The sequence below is a fragment of the Nocardia jiangxiensis NBRC 101359 genome (genome assembly GCF_000308615.1).
GTDB classification, from domain to species: domain Bacteria; phylum Actinomycetota; class Actinomycetes; order Mycobacteriales; family Mycobacteriaceae; genus Nocardia; species Nocardia jiangxiensis.
On sequence record NZ_BAGB01000047.1, the window covers coordinates 173269 to 191746 of the forward strand.

Here is an 18478-nt window from a genome sequence, read left to right on the forward strand (position 1 = left end):
TCGGCAGCCCCCACGGACCGCTCGGCGAGTTTCCTCCATGGCGGACGGGGGTTCGGAACGGATTCCGCCACAGACGGCCACCAAGAGGGAGCAACACACCCTCGAGCATGAATTCAAGACGCAATCCACCCAATGCGAACGCCCGATCCGCCGGACCACATCGCCTCGTGAATCACTCTGTACCGCAACGGATCCAGCGGGACTCAAACTCTTCCGGAACCGGCGGCGCGGCGAATGCCGCCAGCTGCCGGCAGTCCGATACCGCCGCCGCGAGCGCGATCCCACGCCTCCATGCGGTATGGATACCGTGATAACACCGAATCAGCGTGCGTCCGCGAGTGCGAATTCGATGTTCAACTCACGCAGTCCGCGCAGCAGGAAGGTCGGCTCGTACCGATAGCTGCGCTGTTCGGCGGGACCGTGCACGCCATCGTCGATCGTGATGTCCCGCAGGCGATCCAGCATCCGATTCAACGTGACCTGACCTTCCGCACGGGCCAGCGGCGCGCCCGCACAGGTGTGGATGCCGCGCCCGAAGGCGATGTGCTCACGGGCATTGCGGCGATCGAGCCGGAATTCGTCCGGATCCTCGAACTTGCGCGGATCGCGGTTGGCCGCGCCGATGCACAGCATCAGGACGGTTCCGGCGGGGATGTCGAGATCACCGAGCCGAGTCGTCCTGCGTGCCAACCGGAAATCCACCTTGGTCGGGCTCTCGGTGCGCAGCGACTCCTCTATGAAGGGGCCGATCAGCCGACGATCCTCGCGCAGGACCCGCTGCAGTTCGGGTCGCTCCGCCAGTACCCGCACCGCGGCGCTGAGCAGTTTGGTGACCGTCTCCTGTCCGGCGGCGAACAGGAAGGTCGCGGGCCTGACCACCTCGATGATCTCGGGCATCACGCCATCTGGATAGGTCGTGGCGGCCAATGCGCTCAGGATGTCCCCGCGCGGCGTGCGGCGACGATCGGCGATGTACTCACCGAAGGTCTCCTCCAGCCATTCCAGCGGATTGCTCCCCACCGGTTCGTGGTCGAGCGCACCCACCCGACTACCCGGAGTCTTGTGTCCGGCAAGGGTTTCCCGGAATGTCTCGCGATCGGACTCGGGCACGCCCAGCAGGTCGGCGATGACCAGCGTGGCGAAGGGTTTGGCGTAATCGGCGAGGAATTCGCAGCGGCCCTCGGCGAGGAATTCGTCGAACTGGCGGTCGGCCAGCCGCCACATGTACTCCTCGTTCTCCCCGAGCCGCTTGGGTGTCAGCAATCGGCTCAGCAGCGAGCGTGCCCGGGTGTGGTCCGGCGGATCCATGGTGACCATATGCTCGAAAATCGGGAACAGATGGCGGTTTTCGCTGATCTGTCCGGTGATGTCGTCCCCGGCGGGTTCGAACGGCAGCGGCGGGAACGGCCCGCCGATCGAGACGCAGGCCGAGAAGGAGTCCGTATCGCGGAACGCCTGCACCGCCTCCTGATATCCGGTGACGGCCACGACGCCGTAGTGCGGTTCGCGGAACACCGGATGGCGGCTGCGCAGGAAGGCCAGATAGTCGTACGGGTCCTGCGCGAGCTGTGGATCGGAGAAGTAGTCGAGAGTAGCCGGATCGGTCATTGCACACCGCCGTGGATCGGAGTCGTCGCCCGCATCCGCCGCGCGCCCCCACCGCGCCCGCGCCTGCCGAATGCTGATCGATCGATCAAACTGTTAGAATGGACCATGCCTATCACGAAGCGTGGCGAGTGGTCAAGCACAGCGCCTCCGATCCGAAACCGCTGCACTGCCGAAGTTCTCGGCGATCCCACCGTGCGACAGGCCCGCGCATGAGCAAGAGCGGGGACGCGGGCGCGCGCGAGCGGCTGATGGAGGCGACCGCCCAGATCATGCGCGAGGAGGGGTATGCGGCGGCGACCTCGCGCCGGGTGGCCGCGGCGGCCGGGGTGCGTTCGGCCCTGGTCTACTACTACTTCCCCACGATGGACGACCTGTTCCTGGCGGTATTGCGCACCGGCGCGCAGGGCGCGCTGGAACGGATGCGTCAGGCGATCACCGAGGACGATCCGCTGCGCGCGCTCTGGACGATCAACACCGACACCAGATTCACGCAGCTCAACATGGAATTCATGGCGCTGGCGAACCACCGCAAGGCCATCGGGACCGAGCTGCGGATCTACGCCGAGCGCGTCCGGGACATCGAGACCGCCGCGGTCACCCTGGTGCTGCGCGCCTACGGTGTCGACCTGGCGGAGTTTCCGCCGGTGGTGATGTCGATGCTGCTCACCGGCGCGGCGCGGATCCTGTGCAACGAGGGCGCGGTCGGCGTCGAACAGGGACATGCCGAACTGCGCGCCTTCGTCGAGCGCTACATGAATCGGTTCGACAGTCCACTGCCGGTACGCAATTCGCGACCCGAGCCCGCCTCGTAGTTCCGCCGGAACCGTTGACAGCCCACCCCGCCGGTGTCACAGTTTGATCGATCGATCAGGAAAGCCCGATCGACGCAAGGTCGAGCGTCGACCGCTCGACCCGAGACCGACGAGGTGGTTTCATGGCTGGGCGGGTCGAAGGCAAGGTCGCCTTCATCACGGGTGCAGCACGCGGTCAGGGCCGCAGTCACGCGGTACGACTGGCACAGGAGGGCGCGGACATCATCGCGGTCGACGTCTGCAAACCGGTGAGCGGCAGCGACGTCATTCCCGCGTCCACGCCGGAGGATCTGGCCGAAACGGCCGAGTTGATCAAGGGCCTGGGACGTCGCGTCGTCACCGCCGAGGTCGACGTGCGCGACTTCGACGCACTACAGGCGGCGGTCGACGGCGGCGTCGAGCAGCTGGGCCGGTTGGACATCATCGTCGCCAACGCCGGTATCGGCAACGGCGGTGCGACGCTGGACAAGACGAGCGAGCAGGACTGGGACACCCTGATCGGGATCAACCTGTCCGGCGTCTGGAAAACCGTGAAAGCCGGTGTGCCCCATCTGCTCTCGGGCAGCTCCGGCGGCTCGATCGTGCTGACCAGCTCGGTCGGCGGGCTCAAGGCATACCCGAACACCGGCCACTACATCGCCGCCAAACACGGCGTGATCGGCATGATGCGCAGCTTCGCCGTGGAATTGGGCGAACATTCGATCCGCGTCAACGCCGTGTGCCCCACGAACGTGAACACCCCCATGTTCATGAACGAGGGCACGATGAAGCTGTTCCGACCGGATCTGGAGAACCCCACCAAGGAGGATTTCGCTCCGGTCGCGCAATTCATGCACGTGCTGCCGATCGGGTGGGTCGAGCCGGTGGACATCAGCAACGCGGTGCTGTTCCTGGCCTCGGACGAGTCCCGCTACATCACCGGGCTGCCCGTCACCATCGATGCGGGCAGCACCCTGAAATAGCGCTCCCCACAACATGATTCCGCACGGTCAACGTCCGCGCTCGGCGAGATAGCCCCTGGTCAGCCAGTACACGGTCCGGTCGAGCGCGGGCACGATCTGCGCGACCTCGATCTCTCCGCGCGCGAAACGCCCGAGCAGTCCGTAGACCAGACTGGACACGATGGTGTCGAGGTCGTCGACGAAATCGCCGTCCACACCGTCCAATACGGCCATCGCGACGGGAACGACCGCCTCGAATCCGCGACGGACCAGCACATCCCCGCCGGGCGCCGAGCGCGCCCGGAAATAGGCCGCGAGCAGCGCCGGATGCTGCTCCCACGGTTCGAATATCCGGCGCAGCACCCGCATCAGACCCTCGTACAGCGACTCCTCGCCCTCCGCACGCGCCGACAGCCCCGCATAACGATTCTCCCGCATCCACACTTCCAGTGCGGCACAGATCAATTCGTCACGTGTGCCGTAGAGTTTGTAGATCTTGGTCAGGGACACCCGGGCGTGCCGGGCGACCTCGCGCACCTGCAGCGCGTCATATCCGTCGGCCTCGAGCAACTCCACCACGGCCCGATGGATCCGGTCGCGCGCCTGTTCGGCCGGCCGCCCGTCGGCCTCGGCCCGTTCGGCCTCAGCGTGTTCCGCGCCCAACACAGACTCCTTCCCGCACCCGCGAGAGCGTGCTACTCTCTCGATGGTAATCAGATTACCGCAGTACAGGTGCATAACTTGCGCTTGATAGTAACCGCGCTCCTGCCGTGACGCAGCCCGGCGGCGCGGGATCTACTCGGCTCCGAAGCGAGGATCGATGGGTTCATTGGATGGCAGAGTCGCCTTCATCACCGGCGTGGCGCGAGGACAGGGCCGCAGTCACGCGGTCCGGCTGGCCGCGGAGGGGGCGGACATCATCGGCGTGGACATCTGCGCCGACATATCCAGCAACAACTATCCACTCGCGACCCGGGCGGAACTCGACGAGACCATCGGCCTCGTCCAGGAACACGGACGCAGGATGATCGGCTCGATCGCCGATGTGCGCGAATTCGCCACGGTGCGTGCGACTCTGGACGCCGGTGTCGCCGAGTTCGGCCGTCTGGACATCGTCTGCGCCAATGCGGGGATCGCACCGCTGTCGTTGGAACAGGTGCCGATCGAGACCGAGCTCGCGCAGTGGACCGATGTGATCGGGGTGAATCTGTCCGGCACGTTCCACACCGTCCGCGCGGCGATCCCGCACCTGGTCGCCGGCGGTCGCGGCGGCAGCATCATCCTGACCAGTTCCACCGCGGGGCTGGTCGGCATGGGCGGGCTCGACGGCGGCGGTCTGGGCTATGCCGCATCCAAGCACGCCATCGTCGGCATCATGCGGTGTCTGGCCAACAACCTTGCCGCCCATAGCATTCGGGTGAACACGGTGCATCCGACCGCGGTGAACACGATGATGGCGGTCAACCCGCAGATGATGGAGTGGGCGGCGAACAATCCCGACGGCGGCCCGCATCTGATGAACCCCATGCCGGTTTCGCTGCTCGAACCGCGGGACATCAGCGATGCGGTGGCATTCCTGGCCTCCGATGCGGCCAAGTACATCACCGGCGTGACCCTCCCGGTCGACGCCGGTTTCACCAACAAACTCTGAGCGAGGCGACTATGACACAGACGAATTCGACCGGCCGGGTGGCCGGTAAACGGGTCCTGGTCACCGGCGCGGCGCGCGGTATGGGCCGCAGCCATGCGGTGCGCCTCGCTGAGGAAGGCGCGGATCTGATCCTGGTGGACATCTGCCGATCGCTGCCGGAGATCGAGTACCCGCTGTCCGCGCCGGAGGATCTGGCCGAAACCGCCCGCCTGGTCCGAAAATTCGGTCGTCGCGCCGTGACGGCGATGGTGGATGTGCGCGATGCCGAGGCCCTGGCGTCGGCGGTCGACGAAGGCGTCGTCGAACTGGGCGGCCTGGACGCCGCGGTGGCGAATGCGGGCGTGCTGACCGCGGCGACCTGGGATGCGACCACCTCCGAGCACTGGCGGACGGTGATCGACGTCAACCTGATCGGAGCATGGAACACCTGTGCCGCGGCCCTGCCGCATCTGGTCGAGCGGGGCGGCAGCCTGGTCAACATCAGCTCGGCCGCCGGCATCAAGGGCACTCCGCTGCACACCCCCTACACCGCGTCGAAGCACGCCGTGGTCGGAACGAGCAAGGCTCTGGCCAATGAGCTTGCCGCACAGAGTATCCGGGTCAATACCGTGCATCCCACCGGTGTCGCGACCGGGATGAATCCGACGTCCCTGTTCGGGCTGCTGTCCGAGAAACGACCGGATCTGGCGCCCCTGTTCGGCAATGCGATGCCGGTCCCGATGATCGACGCCGTCGATGTCAGCAATGCCGTGCTGTACCTGATCTCGGACGAGTCGCGGTACGTCACCGGTATGGAGTTCAAGGTCGATGCGGGCGTCACCGTCAGATAGCCCGGCACGCGCCAACGGATCAGCCACACGGAAGGCACAAATCATGACGACGATCGACACCGCCGGGACGAGCGATCCCGCGCGTGCCGAACGCGGCAGGCGCGCGTTCGGGGAGGTGATGACCATTGCGGCCCCGGACGATTCGAGTCCCGCGATCGCCCGCGGCCTGATCGATTTCGTCTTCGCCGAGATCTGGACCCGGCCGGGACTGACCAGGCGGGAACGTCGATTCATCACCCTGGCCTGCGTCGCGGACGCCGATGCCGAAGCCCCGATCGTGGAGCACGTGTACGCGGCGCTCAACAGCGGTGACCTCACCGTCACCGAAATCCGCGAGGCGGTACTGCATTTCGCGGTGTACGCGGGCTGGCCGAAGGCATCGCGCTTGAACATGATCGTCGATCAGCAGTGGGAGCGCGTCAATCACGAACGCGGGCAGCAGGTTCCACCGCCCGAACCGCTGCTGCCGCTGGTCACGCCGAGCGATCCGCAGGCCCGGCTGGCCCGCGGTGAGCAAGCCTTCCGGGAGGTCAACTGCCTGCCCTACGTCCCGGACCGGGACAACCCGTATCAGGGCGCGGGCATCCTCAATTTCGTCTTCGGCGAGATGTGGCCGCGACCGGGCCTGGGCATGAAGGAACGGCGGTTGATCACGGTGGCCTGCGTGGCGTTCCAGGACGCGCCCTATCCGATCATGTCGCACGTCTACGCGGCATTGAAGAGCCGCGATCTGTCCTTCACCGAAATGGATGAATTCGCACTGCATTTCGCCGCGTATTCCGGCTGGCCGAAAGCCTCGTACCTGGACCGGGTGATCGCCGAGCAGAAGGTCCGCGTCCTGGACGAGTGGCGCGCGGACGAGGCAGAGACGTCGTAGGAGCACCCATGTCCACGAACATCGACAGCGCACCGCCGCTGCGGGGCGGGCCGCTCATCGGCGGGGATCGCCTCACTCGGACCTCCGAGGGAACGTACGAGCACATCTATCCCGCGACCGGCCGGGTCAACGGCACGGTCCAGGTGGCCGGAGCGACGGAGATCGACCAGGCGGTCGCCTCGGCCCGCGACGCACAGCGGGAGTGGATCTCCTACCCCGCCGATCGCCGCCGCGATCTGCTGATCGACCTGGCCGACGCGGTGCACGAGACGATGCCCGAATTCACCCGGCTCAATGTGCACGACTACGCGGTGCCGGTATCACTCGCGGTCAATGCCGTTCTGCTGGAACGTTTTCTGCGATACTTCGCGGGATACGCCGACAAGCCGCACGGTCTGAGCACACCGGTCGCCGGATCGGCCGATGTGAATCTGGTCGAGCGCGAACCCTACGGCGTGGCCGGTGTGATCGCGCCGTGGAACGGTTCGATGGTGGTCGCCGGTTCCTGTGTCGCCCCGGCGCTGGCGGCGGGTAATGCCGTCGTGCTGAAACCGTCCCTGCTGGCGCCGTTCGCGGCGCTGCGACTCGGCGAATTGTGCACCGAGGCAGGGCTTCCCGCAGGACTGGTGAATGTCGTGCCGGCCGACGCGGACGGCAGTGCGGCGCTGGTGCGACATCCGGGAGTTCGCAAGATCCACTTCACCGGCGGCGCGGATACCGCCCGCCACGTGCTGACGAGTGCGGCGGTGAATCTCACCCCGGTGGTCGCCGAATTGGGCGGTAAATCGGCGAATCTGGTCTTCCCCGACGCCGATCTCGACGCGGCGGCGCAACTGGCCGCTCACCAGGGACCGATCATGCAGTCCGGCCAGAGTTGCGCGAGTGCGAGCCGGGTGCTGGTGCACGAGTCGGTCCACGACGCGTTCACGGAGAAGTTCGTCGCGGCGATCGAAGCCGCGACCGTGGGTGATCCGTTCGATCCGACGGTCGTCTTCGGGCCGGTGATCAGCGAGAACGCTGCCGAACGCATTCTCGGGGTGATCGAGCGGACGATCGCCGAGGGCTCCGGGGAACTGCTCACCGGCGGTCGACGCATCGGCGGTGCGCTGGCCGAGGGCTACTACCTACAGCCCACGGTATTCGGCGGCGTGGACAACCGATCGGAACTCGCGCGGACCGAGACCTTCGGCCCGGTGGTCTCGGTGATTCCGTTCAGCGACGAGGCGCACGCCATCAGCCTGGCGAACGATACCGAGTACGGTCTGAACGCCTTCGTCCAGACGCGGGATCTGACTCGGGCACATCGGGTTTCGCGACAGTTGCAGGCCGGGTCGGTGTGGGTGAACCAGATCAGCGACATCTCACCGCAGGGCCCGTACGGCGGCTACAAGCAGAGCGGATTCGGCCGGACCGGCGGCCTGGACGGGCTGTACGAATTCCTCCAGGTGAAGAACATCCGCATCGGAATGAGCTGAAATCCCTACGGCGACAAGGTGGTTCATGGCTCACTGGTCCGGGAGCAGCAGATCCGCGAGTTCGGTGAGCAGTTCCCGGGCGCGCTGGGCCTTGGCCGGGTCGCCGAGGGCAGTGGTGAGAGTGTCGTCCAGGTGCGGGGTGGTGCGGCGGGCGATGGCGCGGAACAGGGCGTCGGTCGGGTAGACGAGGGTGCGGCGGCGGTCTCGCGGATCGACGTCGGTGGCCAGCATCGCATCCTCGACCAGCCGGGTGATGCATTCGGAGATGTGCGGCTGGGAGAAACCGGTTCGCTGGGTGATCTCCCGGACGGAACTGCCGGGATTGTCCAGCACGTCGGTCAGCACCGCGATCTCCCCCTCCGGCGGACGCTCCACACCGGATTCGAGACTCAGCTGCCGGGCCAGCTCGATCAGATGCCTGCCCAGTCGGTGAAGCCGTCTTCCGTCCATACCGCCCTAGGTTAGAGTAGAGCCAATACATTGGTACCGATGCAATTGACCAAATACATCGGTACCGATATTTTTCCGTCGAAGATAGGTTGTTCCATGGGCGACGTGATTCGAGCCCGCCGCACCCGCTCGTCCACACGAGTGCGGTGCGTCCTGGCGGTACTGCTGTCGATCGCACTGACCTGGGCCGGACCACCGGCGTCTGCCGCATCGCCGGGCGGCGCGATCACCGTGGATCCGTCCCAGCAGCCGCACCGGAAGGTCACGCTCGACGAATTGCCGGTGCCGCCGACCGCACCGTCCACCGCCGCCGGATCATGTACCGCCGCAATCAATCCGCACGGCACGGGCTGCGTGAGCCCGGCCTGGGGAGCCCTCGGCGCGGCGGGAACCTACTGGCCGTCGAGCCGATACGTCCTCGTCGGCGCGGTACTCACCGGAGCCCCGACGACGGGACCGGCCGCGATCTACACCGGACCTCAGGTACTGCTGGCACACACCGACGGCGCGACGTTCCCCAATGGCGACGGCTGGAAATGCCTGACCTGCGGTGTCGCGAATCCGGCCGCATTCAGCGAGAACGCGAATTTCACCTATCCGATCAACGGCTTCCACGACGGACACCGCGCCCTCGCGGGGGCATCGGTGATCGACTGCGGCGCATACGAATTCGCCGACCGGCGCTGCACGCCGACGCAGCTGCACGCCTATCCGCTGTACTGGGACGACGGCACCGGCAAACCCGGCGCACTGCGTGAGCCGCGCCTGAACCCGGACGACACCCACATCGGATTCAACTACGCGGTGACAGCCGGCGGCGCCTACGACGAGTTCGCCTTCATGGGGACACTGAACTTCGACCGAGCGAATGGCAGATACGACATCGACAAGGTACGCATGCTGTTCAATCCCTCGCTGTCCTTCCAGCCGTACGCCGTGGACAACGGGCAGCTGCGCTTCCAGCCCGCCGGGATGATCGGCGAGTTCCGCGGCTGGACCGCGAACGGCACTGCGGCCCTGGGGATTCAGAGCGCCGAGTCGGACGGGATCGATGCCTGGGCCACCGACAACGCGACCGGACGATCACGCCTGCTGACCCGGCACGCACAGTACACCGACCCCATGGCTCCCTCCCCCGACGGCCGCTATCTGCTCTCCGAGCAGGTGCTCGGTTCGGGCCGCCTGGACTTCATCTCGGGTATGCAGGGCATCGCGCCGCTCACCGATCAGGCGGGCACCACCGGCCACATCTCGGGCATCCGCAACAACGGACAGCGCCGATTCTTCCTGCCCTACGTCGTCGATCTCGGTTCGGGCCGCAGCCAGCAGCTGGACCCCGGCGGCGATCCCGGTTGGAATGCCGCCGCCGATCCGGCCTGGCTGGCCGACAGCACCGGCGCGGTCTGGGCGGAGAATCTGGTGACCGCTCCCGCCTGCGGCGCAGGTAATCCCCTGCCGTGCCCGGTATCCCGGGAACCTGGCGGACGGCACAGCCGCGTCATGATCGCACGGTTCACCGACACCGCACCGACCGCGCCGATCGCGGTGCCGCCCGCACCGGAAGCCACCTGGGGGATCGCCTACCACCCGGGCGACCCCATGCCGACCCGACCGCACCTGCCCGCGGGAACATACACTCTGCCAGGCAAGCGATCCGGGACGGCACAGGTAGTTGTCACCGAGGACGCCGCCGCGGCCCGCATCATGCGAATCCAGGTGTCCTACAACGACTTCAGCGACATCCCGGACAGCACGCTGAACGGCACGGAAAGCGTGCAGCGCGTCACGGACGCCGCGATCAGCGCGTACACCTGGCACGAGGATCTGCGAATGTCCGGGCAGCATCAGGGTACGAAGAAGACCTCCGAACCCGACGGCTTCACCCTCTCACCGGCGGTGTTGCAGAACGACTTCCAGGCCACGGGCACGATGACCACGACCATCGACGGCCACGTGTACACCCAGCCCGCGAACGGCACATGAGAAAACACCCGTTGTCCGCGTGGGCGGATAGGTAGGCACCCACGCGGACAACGGGTTTCACGAGAAGTTACTTCAGGGTGCTGCCCGCGTCGACCGTCATCGGCAGACCGGTGACGTACCGCGACTCGTCCGAGGCCAGGAACAACACCGCGTTGCTGATGTCCACCGGCTCGACCCAGCCCACCGGCAGAACGTGCATGAACTGCGCGACCGGAGCGAAATCCTCCTTGGTCGGGTTCTCCAGGTCCGGACGGAACAACTTCATGGTGGCGTCGTTCATGAACATCGGGGTGTTCACGTTCGTCGGGTGCACCGAGTTGACGCGGATCGAATGCTGCCCCAGCTCCACCGCGAAGGCCCGCATCAGACCGACCACGCCGTGCTTGGCCGCGATGTAGTGGCCGGTGTTCGGGTACGCCTTGAGCCCGCCCACCGAGCTGGTCAGGATGATCGAACCACCGCGTCCACCCGAGAGTACGTGCGGGATACCGGCTTTCGCCGTCTTCCAGACACCCGAGAGGTTGATCCCGATCATGGTGTCCCAGTCCTGCTCGCTGGTCTTGTCCAGCGTGTCGCCGCCGTTGCCGATACCGGCGTTGGCGACGATGATGTCCAACCGGCCCAGCTGCTCGACGCCGCTGTCCACCGCGGCCTTCAGCGCGTCGAAGTCACGCACGTCGACCTCGGCGGTGACGACCCGGCGGCCCAACCCCTTGACCAGGTCGGCGGTCTCGGCCAGATCCGCCGGCGTGGACGCCGCGATGGCATCACTGCCGCTCACCGGCTTGCAGACATCGACCGCGATGATGTCCGCGCCTTCCTGCGCCAGCCGCACCGCATGGCTGCGGCCCTGACCGCGTGCCGCACCCGTGATGAAGGCGACCTTGCCTTCGACCCGTCCGGTCATTTCTTCCTCGATTCGTTGTGCTGTCGACGTGGCCCGTCTCGTGGAAGGGCCTGATGTGCAAGGGAATCCGTGCTCCGGGATGCGGAGCTTCAGGGATTCGGAGTGAAGGTGATGTGCAGGTTGGACAGCCCGCGCAGGATGTAGGTCGGCTCGTAGTCGAAGCGCCGATCGCCCTCGGGGCCGTGGTGTTCGGAGTCGATGCGGATGTCGAGCATCCGGTCCAGGATCCGCTCGATGGAGATGCGGCCCTCGGCCCGCGCCAACGGAGAGCCGGGGCAGGTGTGATTACCGCGCCCGAACGCCATGTGCTCGCGGAAGTTCTTGCGGTCCAACCGGAATTCGTGCGGATTGTCGAATCGGCGCGGATCCCGGTTCGCCGCACCCGGGCAGACCATGACCTTGGATCCGACCGGCAGTTCGACCCCGCCCACGGTGGTGGCCCGCTTCGCGAGCCGGAATCCGCTCTTGACCGGCGCGTCCATCCGCAGCGACTCCTCGATGAAGACCGGGATCAGACTGCGGTCCGCGCGCAGCGCGTCCTGGATGTCGGGGCGATCGCCCAGAATCCGCAGTGCGGATCCGAGCATTTTGGCCGTGGTCTCCTGTCCCGCGCCGAACAGGAAGGTCGCCGACCGGACGACGTCGATCACCTCGGGGGTGGACCCGTCCGGATATTTCGCCTGCGCCAGCTGGGTCAGCACATCATCGCGCGGATTCTCGCGACGATCGCTGATGTAGGCGCTGAACTTCTCGTCCAACCATTCCAGCGGGTTGCTGGAGACGATGTCGTCGTCCAGCGCGCCGACCCGGGTGCCCGGACGCTCGGCGCCCAGGACGATGCGGAACTGCTGGTGATCCTCCTCCGGAACACCCAATACGTCGGCAACCACCAGCAGCGCAAAGGGTTTGGAGTACTCGGCCAGGAACTCGCAACTGCCCTGACTCACGAACTCGTCCAGCTGGCGGTCGGCCAGCCGCCACATGAAGTCCTCGTTCTCCTTCAACCGCGCCGGGGTGAGCAGGCGGTTCAGCAGGGATCGCGCGTAGGTGTGCCCCGGCGGATCCATCGTGACCATATGCTCGTACATGGGCATCTGGGTGCGGTGCTGTTCGATCAGCGCGCCGATGTCATCGCCTTCGATCTCGAACGGCAGCGGCGGGAACGGACCGCCCACCGAGATCACCGACGAGAACAGGTCGGGATCCTTGAACACCTCGGCCGCTTCCTCATATCCGGTGACCGCGTACACACCGTGGTGCGACTCCTGCGACACCGGGCATTTGGCCCGCATGTGATCGAAGTACGGGTGCGGGTCGGGCACTAGCGACGGGTCGGTGAAGTAATCGACCGAATCGAAATCAACCATCCGGAGAACTCCTGAGTGAGCTGGGCAACATACGGATGGTAACACAGTTACTCATATTTGCGAATGTGGTTCTCCAAGAGGTCGAACCCGACTCGCCACGTCCGGTGAACCGGCAGAATCATCGGGAAACAGGGCGTCTACCCGCCCGCCTCCGAGCCCAGGAACGCCGGGCGGGGCAGCCCCCGAGCGCTCACACCGGGCCGATGTCGCTCAGCTTCGCGGGCTGCGCATGACAGATCAGAGAATGAGATTCTCCCAACCGGCGAGACGATTCCTCGTCAGATGAAAGGAGAATGCCGTCATCGTCAGAATAATATCCCATTCTCCTATATAGTACATCCATGTTCTCATCAGATGACCGGGGAACGAGGCGCCGGTGACCAGCCCGAGCGAGAAACCAGCCTGGAAGCAGCGAGCCGTCGAACGGTCGCTGCACACCGCCAAACTGCGTGCCGAACAACGGGTGCAGCGGTTCCTGGACGCCGCCCAAGTGATCATCACCGAGAAGGGCACGACGGACTTCACCGTTCAGGAGGTCGTCGACCGCTCCCGTCAGTCGCTGCGCAGCTTCTACATGCAGTTCGACGGAAAGCACGAACTGCTGCTCGCGCTGTTCGAGGATGCGCTGGCCCGCACCGCCGATCAGTTGCGCGCCGCCGCCGACGGCCGCACCCAGCCGCTGGACAAGTTGCGCACCGCCGCGGTGCTGCTGTTCGAACTGTGCCGACCCGATCCGGACACCGCGCGACCGCTGTTCACCGATTTCGCGCCGCAGCTGCTGATCTCGCATCCCGGTCACGTGAAAACCGCACACGAACCGATGCTCACGCTGTTCACCGAACTGATGGATCAGGCCCAGAAGTCCGGGCAGCTGCGTTCGGAGGTCGCCTCGCGGCGGACCGCGGCCATGCTCATGCAGACCCTGATGTTCATCGCGCAGGCCGCCGCGACCTCCGGGGACGAGGGCCAGCAGCCGATCAGCGCCGACGAGGCGTGGGACTTCTGTGCCCGCGGATTCGTCGGCCGGGATGAATAACGTTCCGCGGCAGGTAGATTCACAGGCCGCGCGACTCACCCCGCGGCGCGCCGATCGGTCGCGACGGGGTGGATCGGCCGGTCGGTCGCCGAGAGCGCGAGCGCGGAGCCGCCGCGCCGGACGGCCACGATCTCCGCACCGATGGCCACCGCCGTCTCCTCCGGGGTCTGCCCGCCCAGTTCCAGGCCGATCGGCGAACGCAGACAACGCATTTCGTCATCGGTGATGCCGGCCTCCCGCAACCGGCGACGCCGATCGCGGTCCGCGCGCCGCGAACCCATCGCGCCCACATAGGCCACCGGCAGCCGCAACGCCGCCACCAGCACCGGGATATCGAACTTCGGATCGTGGGTCAGCACGCAGATCACCGTGCGAGCGTCGACCGGAGTCGAGCGCAGGTACTGATCCGGCCACTGCCGCACCACCTCCTGCGCGTCCGGAATCCGGGCCGGATCCGCGAACGCCGGACGCGCCTCGCAGACGGTCACCCGATAACCCAGCAGTCGGCCGACCCGTGCCAGCGCGACGGCGAAATCCGTTGCGCCGCAAATGATCATGCGTGGCGGCGCGGCGAAACAGGTCACGAACACCGTCCGCTCGCGATCGGCGCAGCCGACCACGCGCACACCGCCGGCCCCGATATCGAGCATCGCCCGCGCCAGGCGCACGATCGCCGGATCGAAATCCTCCCCCACCGCCCCCTCCGGGCCGACGGTCGCGATCGCGCCCGATTCCAGATCCCGCACCACCGCGACCGCCGCCCGCGAATCCAGCCCGGCCTCGACCGCCACACGCTCGGCCGCGGTGATCCGCTGTACGAAGACGTCCAGTTCGCCGCCGCAGGTCAGGCCGATCGCGAAGGCGTCGGAATCGCTGAAGCCGAAGCGGCGGCGCACCGGCGCGCCCGATGCGATCACCTCCCGGCACAGGTCGTAGACCGCACCCTCGACGCAACCGCCCGACACACTTCCCCACACGGCGCCCGATTCGTCCACCGCCATGCTCGTCCCCGCCGGGAACGGTGCGCTGCCCCGCACGCCGACCACGGTCGCGAGGGCATAGACGGTGTCCGCGGCGTGCCATCGCAGTAGCTGCGTGCCGAGTTCGCGCACGATGACCTCCGGCGATCGTCGGCCGCGGGCCGGACCGACCCGCCGCCCCGCCACCGAACCGGTGGCGCTTCACAAGTAGACGAGACTGCGATTCTCGTAGCACTATAATGTCATACTCATAATTGGCATATACGATATCGGAGAGACGGTAACTGCGATGGTTGACACCCCGGATCGAGTCCCGCGATGACCGGCGCGCGGACCGCCACCGGCACCACCGGGGCCGTCGGTGCACGCGTGCCGCGCATCGAGGACGCGCGTCTGGTCACCGGCGCAGGCACCTTCGTCGACGACGTCACCCGCCCCGGTCTGGTGCACGCCTGCTTCGTCCGCAGCCCGCTCGCCCGCGCGCGCATCGGCGAGATCGACCTGACCGGCGCACTGGAACTCGACGGCGTCCTGGCCGTCTACACCGCCGCGGACCTCAATCCCACCGCCCACGAGATCTCCTACGACCTGGACATGGCCGGTATGCCGCCGGTGCCGCGCCCGCCGCTGGCCGAGGAGGAGGTGCGGTTCGTCGGGGACCCGGTCGCCCTGGTGATCGCCGCGGACCGGTACATCGCCGAGGACGCCGCCGAACTGGTGATCATCGACTACGAACCGCTGGATCCGGTGGTCGACTACGTCACCGCGCAGGACTCCCCGAATCTGGTGCACGCCGGATTCGCGGGCAACTCCGCCGGGGAGATGGGCGGGCGGCCCGCCGCCGACCTGGAGCCGATCTTCGACTCGGCCGCACATGTGGTGCGCCAGAACATCTTCCAACAGGCGTATCTGCCGGTGCCGATGGAGACCCGCGGTCTGGTCGCGGAGTGGTCCGCGCCGATGGCGGAGATGACGGTGTGGATCTCCACCCAGTCCCCGCATGAGGTCCGCGCCTTCTGCGCGCGACTGGTCGGCGTCGACGAACATCAGGTCCGGGTGATCGCCCGCGACACCGGCGGCGGCTTCGGACTCAAACAGCTGCCGCTGCGCGAGGAGACCTGTGTGCTGCTGGCCGCACGTGCCCTGGGCTGTGCGGTGAAGTGGATCGAGGACCGTCAGGAGAATCTGATGGCCTCCGGAATGGCCCGGCACGAACATGCCGAGGCCGCAATGGCTTTCGATGCCGAGGGCAGAATTCTGGCCGCGTCCATCGCGCACGTGCAGAACGTCGGGGCGTATCCGACGCCCTCGCCGATCACCGGCGGCATACCCGTCGGCATCCTGTTTCCCGGACCGTATCGGATCACCGACACCTCCTTCAGCGCGAAGTTCCGGTACTCCAATACCGTCGGCCGGGTGGCCTATCGCGGTCCGTGGCAGTTCGAATCGGTCGCGCGCGAGGTGCTGCTCGACCACGCGGCGCGGCGGATCGGCATCGATCCGATCGACCTGCGGCGCCGGAACATGTTGCGCCGCGACGAATTACCGTGGGCGAACCCGAACGGGATGACCTACGACAACATCTCCCCACTCGAAACGCTCGAGCAGGCGATCGAGATGCTGGACTACGACCGCTTCCGCCGCGACCAGCGCAACGCCCGCGCCCAGGGCCGGTACCTCGGCGTCGGCACCTGCACCTATGTGGAGCCGACCACCGGCGCCACCCCGTTCCTGGCCACCGAGGGCGCGACCATCCGGATCGAACCCACCGGCAAGGTCAACGTCTACGTGGCGGGCGGTTCGGCGGGCAACAGCCTGGAGACCACCGTGGTCCAACTCGCCGCCGACGCCCTGGGCGCGAAGCTGGCCGATGTGCGAACCATCCAGGGCGACACCGCGATCACCCCCTTCGGCGGCGGCACCGGCGGCAGCCGTTCGGGATCGATGACCGCGGGCGCGATCGAACAGACCGCCGCCGTACTGCGGGAGAAGATCCGGGCGATCGCAGCGCATCGGCTGAACGCCACAACCGAGGAGATCGACCTCGCCGACAGCCGCGCCACCGTGCGGGGAACTCCCGACACCGGCCTGAGCCTGGGCGAGATCGCGAATATCGCCTACTTCCAGCCGGACACCCTGCCGCCGGGCACAACGCCCGGACTCGAGGCCAGCGGGCGGCACAAGACTCCGCAGATCGCGATCTGGGCCAACGCGACTCACGTGTGCACCTGCGAGGTCGATATCGAGACCGGCGAGGTGACGCTGCTGCGGTACATCGTCAGCGAGGACTGCGGCCCGATGATCAATCCCAATGTCGTGGAGGGGCAGATCTACGGCGGAACGGTGCAGGGCATCGGCGGCGCGCTGTACGAACATCTGCCCTACGACGAGGACGGCAACCCGGTCGCCACGACCTTCCTGGACTATCTGCTGCCGACCGCGACCGAGGTGCCCGCGATCGAGATAGGACATGTGCAGACGCCGAGTCCGGGGCCCGGCAGTTTCAAGGGGGTCGGCGAGGGCGGCGCCATCGGTTCGGCCCCGGCGGTGCTCAACGCGGTCGCCGATGCGCTGTCCCCGTTCGGCGTGGAGATCCGCGATCTGCCGCTGTCCCCCAGCCGGATCGTCGAACTGCTCGATCGGGCGCGCCCCGGTGAGGAGGGGGATCGATGAAACCCGCTGCCTTCGAATACCATTCGCCGACCACCGCCGAAGAAGCCGTCACCCTGCTGGCCGAACTCGGCGAGGAGGCCAAGATCATCGCGGGCGGGCAGAGCCTGGTGCCGATGCTGGCGCTGCGCCTGGCGGTGTTCGATCATCTCGTGGATCTGCGGCGTCCGGCCGAACTCCGCGGGATCGAGGTCGGCCCGGATTCGGTGCGGATCGGCGCGGGCACGACGCACGCGACGGTCGGCGCATCCCCCGAGATCCGCCGGGCGGTGCCGCTGCTGTCGCGGGCCACCCCGTTGATCGGGCATTTCCAGATCCGCAATCGCGGCACGATCGGCGGGGCGATCGCACACGCCGACGCCGCGGGCGAATATCCCGCTGTCGCGGCGACTCTCGACGCCGAAATCCAGACCCTGTCCCCGCGCGGGCGGCGCACGATCGCGGCCGCGGAGTTCTTCACCGGTATGTGGAGCACGGCGCTGGAACCGGACGAGATCGTGACCGCGATCCGATTTCCGGTGCGGCACGGTCGATCCGGCTTCGCCATCGAGGAATTCGCGCGCCGTACCGGCGATTTCGCGATGGCGGGTGCCACCCTGGCGGTCCAGCTCGACGCGGATTCCCGAATCTCGCACTGCGCCATCGGATTGTTCGGCCTGGCGCCGACCCCGGTCCGGGCGCGCGAGACCGAGGCCGAACTGCTCGGCCGTCCGGTCGCCGAGGTCGTGGCCGAGGATATCGGCGCGAGCGCGACGGCGGGACTGCACGCGATTCCGGCCGATGCGCACGGCTCGGCCGAGTATCGCCGTCGACTCGGAACGGCCATGGTGGCGCGGGCGTGGCGACGCGCCGTACAGGAGGCATGCATTAACGGTTCTCCCGCCTGAAGGC

16 protein-coding genes are annotated in these 18478 nt (G+C 67.0%); 10 read left to right on the forward strand and 6 right to left on the reverse strand.

Going from position 1 to position 18478, the window contains the following annotated elements:
- Positions 1–321 precede the first annotated feature (321 nt).
- Positions 322–1608 carry a cytochrome P450 gene (locus ON40_RS21220; RefSeq protein ID WP_040825379.1) on the reverse strand — a complete coding sequence of 429 codons (1287 nt, stop codon included), beginning with the start codon at positions 1606–1608 and terminating at the stop codon, positions 322–324.
- A 209-nt stretch (positions 1609–1817) separates the two neighbouring features.
- Here ON40_RS21220 and ON40_RS21225 point away from each other — a divergent pair, with 209 nt between their 5' ends.
- Entirely contained in the window at positions 1818–2420 is a 603-nt protein-coding gene (locus ON40_RS21225; protein ID WP_051193427.1) for a TetR/AcrR family transcriptional regulator, read from the forward strand.
- Positions 2421–2542: 122 nt separating this feature from the next.
- Positions 2543–3382, forward strand: coding sequence for a mycofactocin-coupled SDR family oxidoreductase (locus ON40_RS21230; RefSeq protein WP_040825381.1), 840 nt, complete (start codon positions 2543–2545; stop codon positions 3380–3382).
- Positions 3383–3409: 27 nt separating this feature from the next.
- Here the strand turns inward: ON40_RS21230 and ON40_RS21235 are convergent, their stop codons facing one another.
- Complete coding sequence (locus tag ON40_RS21235) at positions 3410–4024, reverse strand: TetR family transcriptional regulator (RefSeq protein ID WP_051193428.1); 615 nt, start codon at positions 4022–4024, stop codon at positions 3410–3412.
- Between the two features lie 157 nt (positions 4025–4181).
- On the opposite strand from ON40_RS21235, the gene ON40_RS21240 reads away from it, so the two are divergent.
- The 4 genes from ON40_RS21240 to ON40_RS21255 are packed head-to-tail and all read left to right on the forward strand — an operon-like array spanning position 4182 to position 8194.
- Positions 4182–5012, forward strand: coding sequence for a mycofactocin-coupled SDR family oxidoreductase (locus ON40_RS21240; protein WP_040825383.1), 831 nt, complete (start codon positions 4182–4184; stop codon positions 5010–5012).
- An 11-nt stretch (positions 5013–5023) separates the two neighbouring features.
- The gene (locus ON40_RS21245; RefSeq protein ID WP_040825384.1) at positions 5024–5842 is read left to right on the forward strand and encodes a mycofactocin-coupled SDR family oxidoreductase; all 819 of its coding nucleotides are present in this window, start codon (positions 5024–5026) and stop codon (positions 5840–5842) included.
- 43 nt (positions 5843–5885) lie between these two features.
- Positions 5886–6719, forward strand: coding sequence for a carboxymuconolactone decarboxylase family protein (locus ON40_RS21250; RefSeq protein WP_040825386.1), 834 nt, complete (start codon positions 5886–5888; stop codon positions 6717–6719).
- Between the two features lie 8 nt (positions 6720–6727).
- Complete coding sequence (locus ON40_RS21255; RefSeq protein ID WP_040825387.1) at positions 6728–8194, forward strand: aldehyde dehydrogenase family protein; 1467 nt, start codon at positions 6728–6730, stop codon at positions 8192–8194.
- A 30-nt stretch (positions 8195–8224) separates the two neighbouring features.
- Here ON40_RS21255 and ON40_RS21260 read toward each other — a convergent pair whose 3' ends face one another.
- Positions 8225–8644, reverse strand: a complete 420-nt coding sequence (locus ON40_RS21260; protein WP_040825389.1) for a winged helix DNA-binding protein — start codon at positions 8642–8644, stop codon at positions 8225–8227.
- 96 nt (positions 8645–8740) lie between these two features.
- On the opposite strand from ON40_RS21260, the gene ON40_RS21265 reads away from it, so the two are divergent.
- A complete protein-coding gene (locus tag ON40_RS21265; protein ID WP_051193374.1) occupies positions 8741–10627 on the forward strand; it encodes a hypothetical protein in 1887 nt (628 codons plus the stop codon).
- A 67-nt stretch (positions 10628–10694) separates the two neighbouring features.
- On the opposite strand, the gene ON40_RS21270 is transcribed toward ON40_RS21265, so the two are convergent.
- Positions 10695–11534, reverse strand: coding sequence for a mycofactocin-coupled SDR family oxidoreductase (locus ON40_RS21270; RefSeq protein WP_040825390.1), 840 nt, complete (start codon positions 11532–11534; stop codon positions 10695–10697).
- A gap of 89 nt (positions 11535–11623) precedes the next feature.
- On the reverse strand, positions 11624–12901 hold the full coding sequence (locus tag ON40_RS21275) for a cytochrome P450 (RefSeq protein ID WP_040825392.1): 1278 nt from the start codon (positions 12899–12901) through the stop codon (positions 11624–11626).
- 376 nt (positions 12902–13277) lie between these two features.
- Between ON40_RS21275 and ON40_RS21280 the strand changes: the two genes are divergently transcribed.
- Positions 13278–13937 carry a TetR/AcrR family transcriptional regulator gene (locus ON40_RS21280; protein ID WP_040825394.1) on the forward strand — a complete coding sequence of 220 codons (660 nt, stop codon included), beginning with the start codon at positions 13278–13280 and terminating at the stop codon, positions 13935–13937.
- A gap of 35 nt (positions 13938–13972) precedes the next feature.
- Here the strand turns inward: ON40_RS21280 and ON40_RS21285 are convergent, their stop codons facing one another.
- The gene (locus tag ON40_RS21285; RefSeq protein WP_040825956.1) at positions 13973–15049 is read right to left on the reverse strand and encodes an XdhC family protein; all 1077 of its coding nucleotides are present in this window, start codon (positions 15047–15049) and stop codon (positions 13973–13975) included.
- A gap of 186 nt (positions 15050–15235) precedes the next feature.
- On the opposite strand from ON40_RS21285, the gene ON40_RS21290 reads away from it, so the two are divergent.
- Positions 15236–17590, forward strand: coding sequence for a xanthine dehydrogenase family protein molybdopterin-binding subunit (locus ON40_RS21290; protein WP_040825396.1), 2355 nt, complete (start codon positions 15236–15238; stop codon positions 17588–17590).
- Complete coding sequence (locus tag ON40_RS21295) at positions 17587–18474, forward strand: FAD binding domain-containing protein (protein ID WP_040825398.1); 888 nt, start codon at positions 17587–17589, stop codon at positions 18472–18474. Before ON40_RS21290 ends, ON40_RS21295 begins: the two co-directional genes overlap by 4 nt.
- Positions 18475–18478: the final 4 nt, after the last annotated feature.

Bases quoted from the DNA above. Each gene is read 5' to 3' on its own strand.
- ON40_RS21260 (WP_040825389.1), bottom strand. From the start codon at position 8,644: ATGGACGGAAGACGGCTTCACCGACTGGGCAGGCATCTGATCGAGCTG.
- ON40_RS21225 (WP_051193427.1), top strand. From the start codon at position 1,818: ATGAGCAAGAGCGGGGACGCGGGCGCGCGCGAGCGGCTGATGGAGGCG.
- ON40_RS21275 (WP_040825392.1), bottom strand. From the start codon at position 12,901: ATGGTTGATTTCGATTCGGTCGATTACTTCACCGACCCGTCGCTAGTG.
- ON40_RS21230 (WP_040825381.1), top strand. From the start codon at position 2,543: ATGGCTGGGCGGGTCGAAGGCAAGGTCGCCTTCATCACGGGTGCAGCA.
- ON40_RS21220 (WP_040825379.1), bottom strand. From the start codon at position 1,608: ATGACCGATCCGGCTACTCTCGACTACTTCTCCGATCCACAGCTCGCG.
- ON40_RS21290 (WP_040825396.1), top strand. From the start codon at position 15,236: ATGACCGGCGCGCGGACCGCCACCGGCACCACCGGGGCCGTCGGTGCA.
- ON40_RS21245 (WP_040825384.1), top strand. From the start codon at position 5,024: ATGACACAGACGAATTCGACCGGCCGGGTGGCCGGTAAACGGGTCCTG.
- ON40_RS21270 (WP_040825390.1), bottom strand. From the start codon at position 11,534: ATGACCGGACGGGTCGAAGGCAAGGTCGCCTTCATCACGGGTGCGGCA.
- ON40_RS21255 (WP_040825387.1), top strand. From the start codon at position 6,728: ATGTCCACGAACATCGACAGCGCACCGCCGCTGCGGGGCGGGCCGCTC.
- ON40_RS21240 (WP_040825383.1), top strand. From the start codon at position 4,182: ATGGGTTCATTGGATGGCAGAGTCGCCTTCATCACCGGCGTGGCGCGA.
- ON40_RS21250 (WP_040825386.1), top strand. From the start codon at position 5,886: ATGACGACGATCGACACCGCCGGGACGAGCGATCCCGCGCGTGCCGAA.
- ON40_RS21265 (WP_051193374.1), top strand. From the start codon at position 8,741: ATGGGCGACGTGATTCGAGCCCGCCGCACCCGCTCGTCCACACGAGTG.
- ON40_RS21295 (WP_040825398.1), top strand. From the start codon at position 17,587: ATGAAACCCGCTGCCTTCGAATACCATTCGCCGACCACCGCCGAAGAA.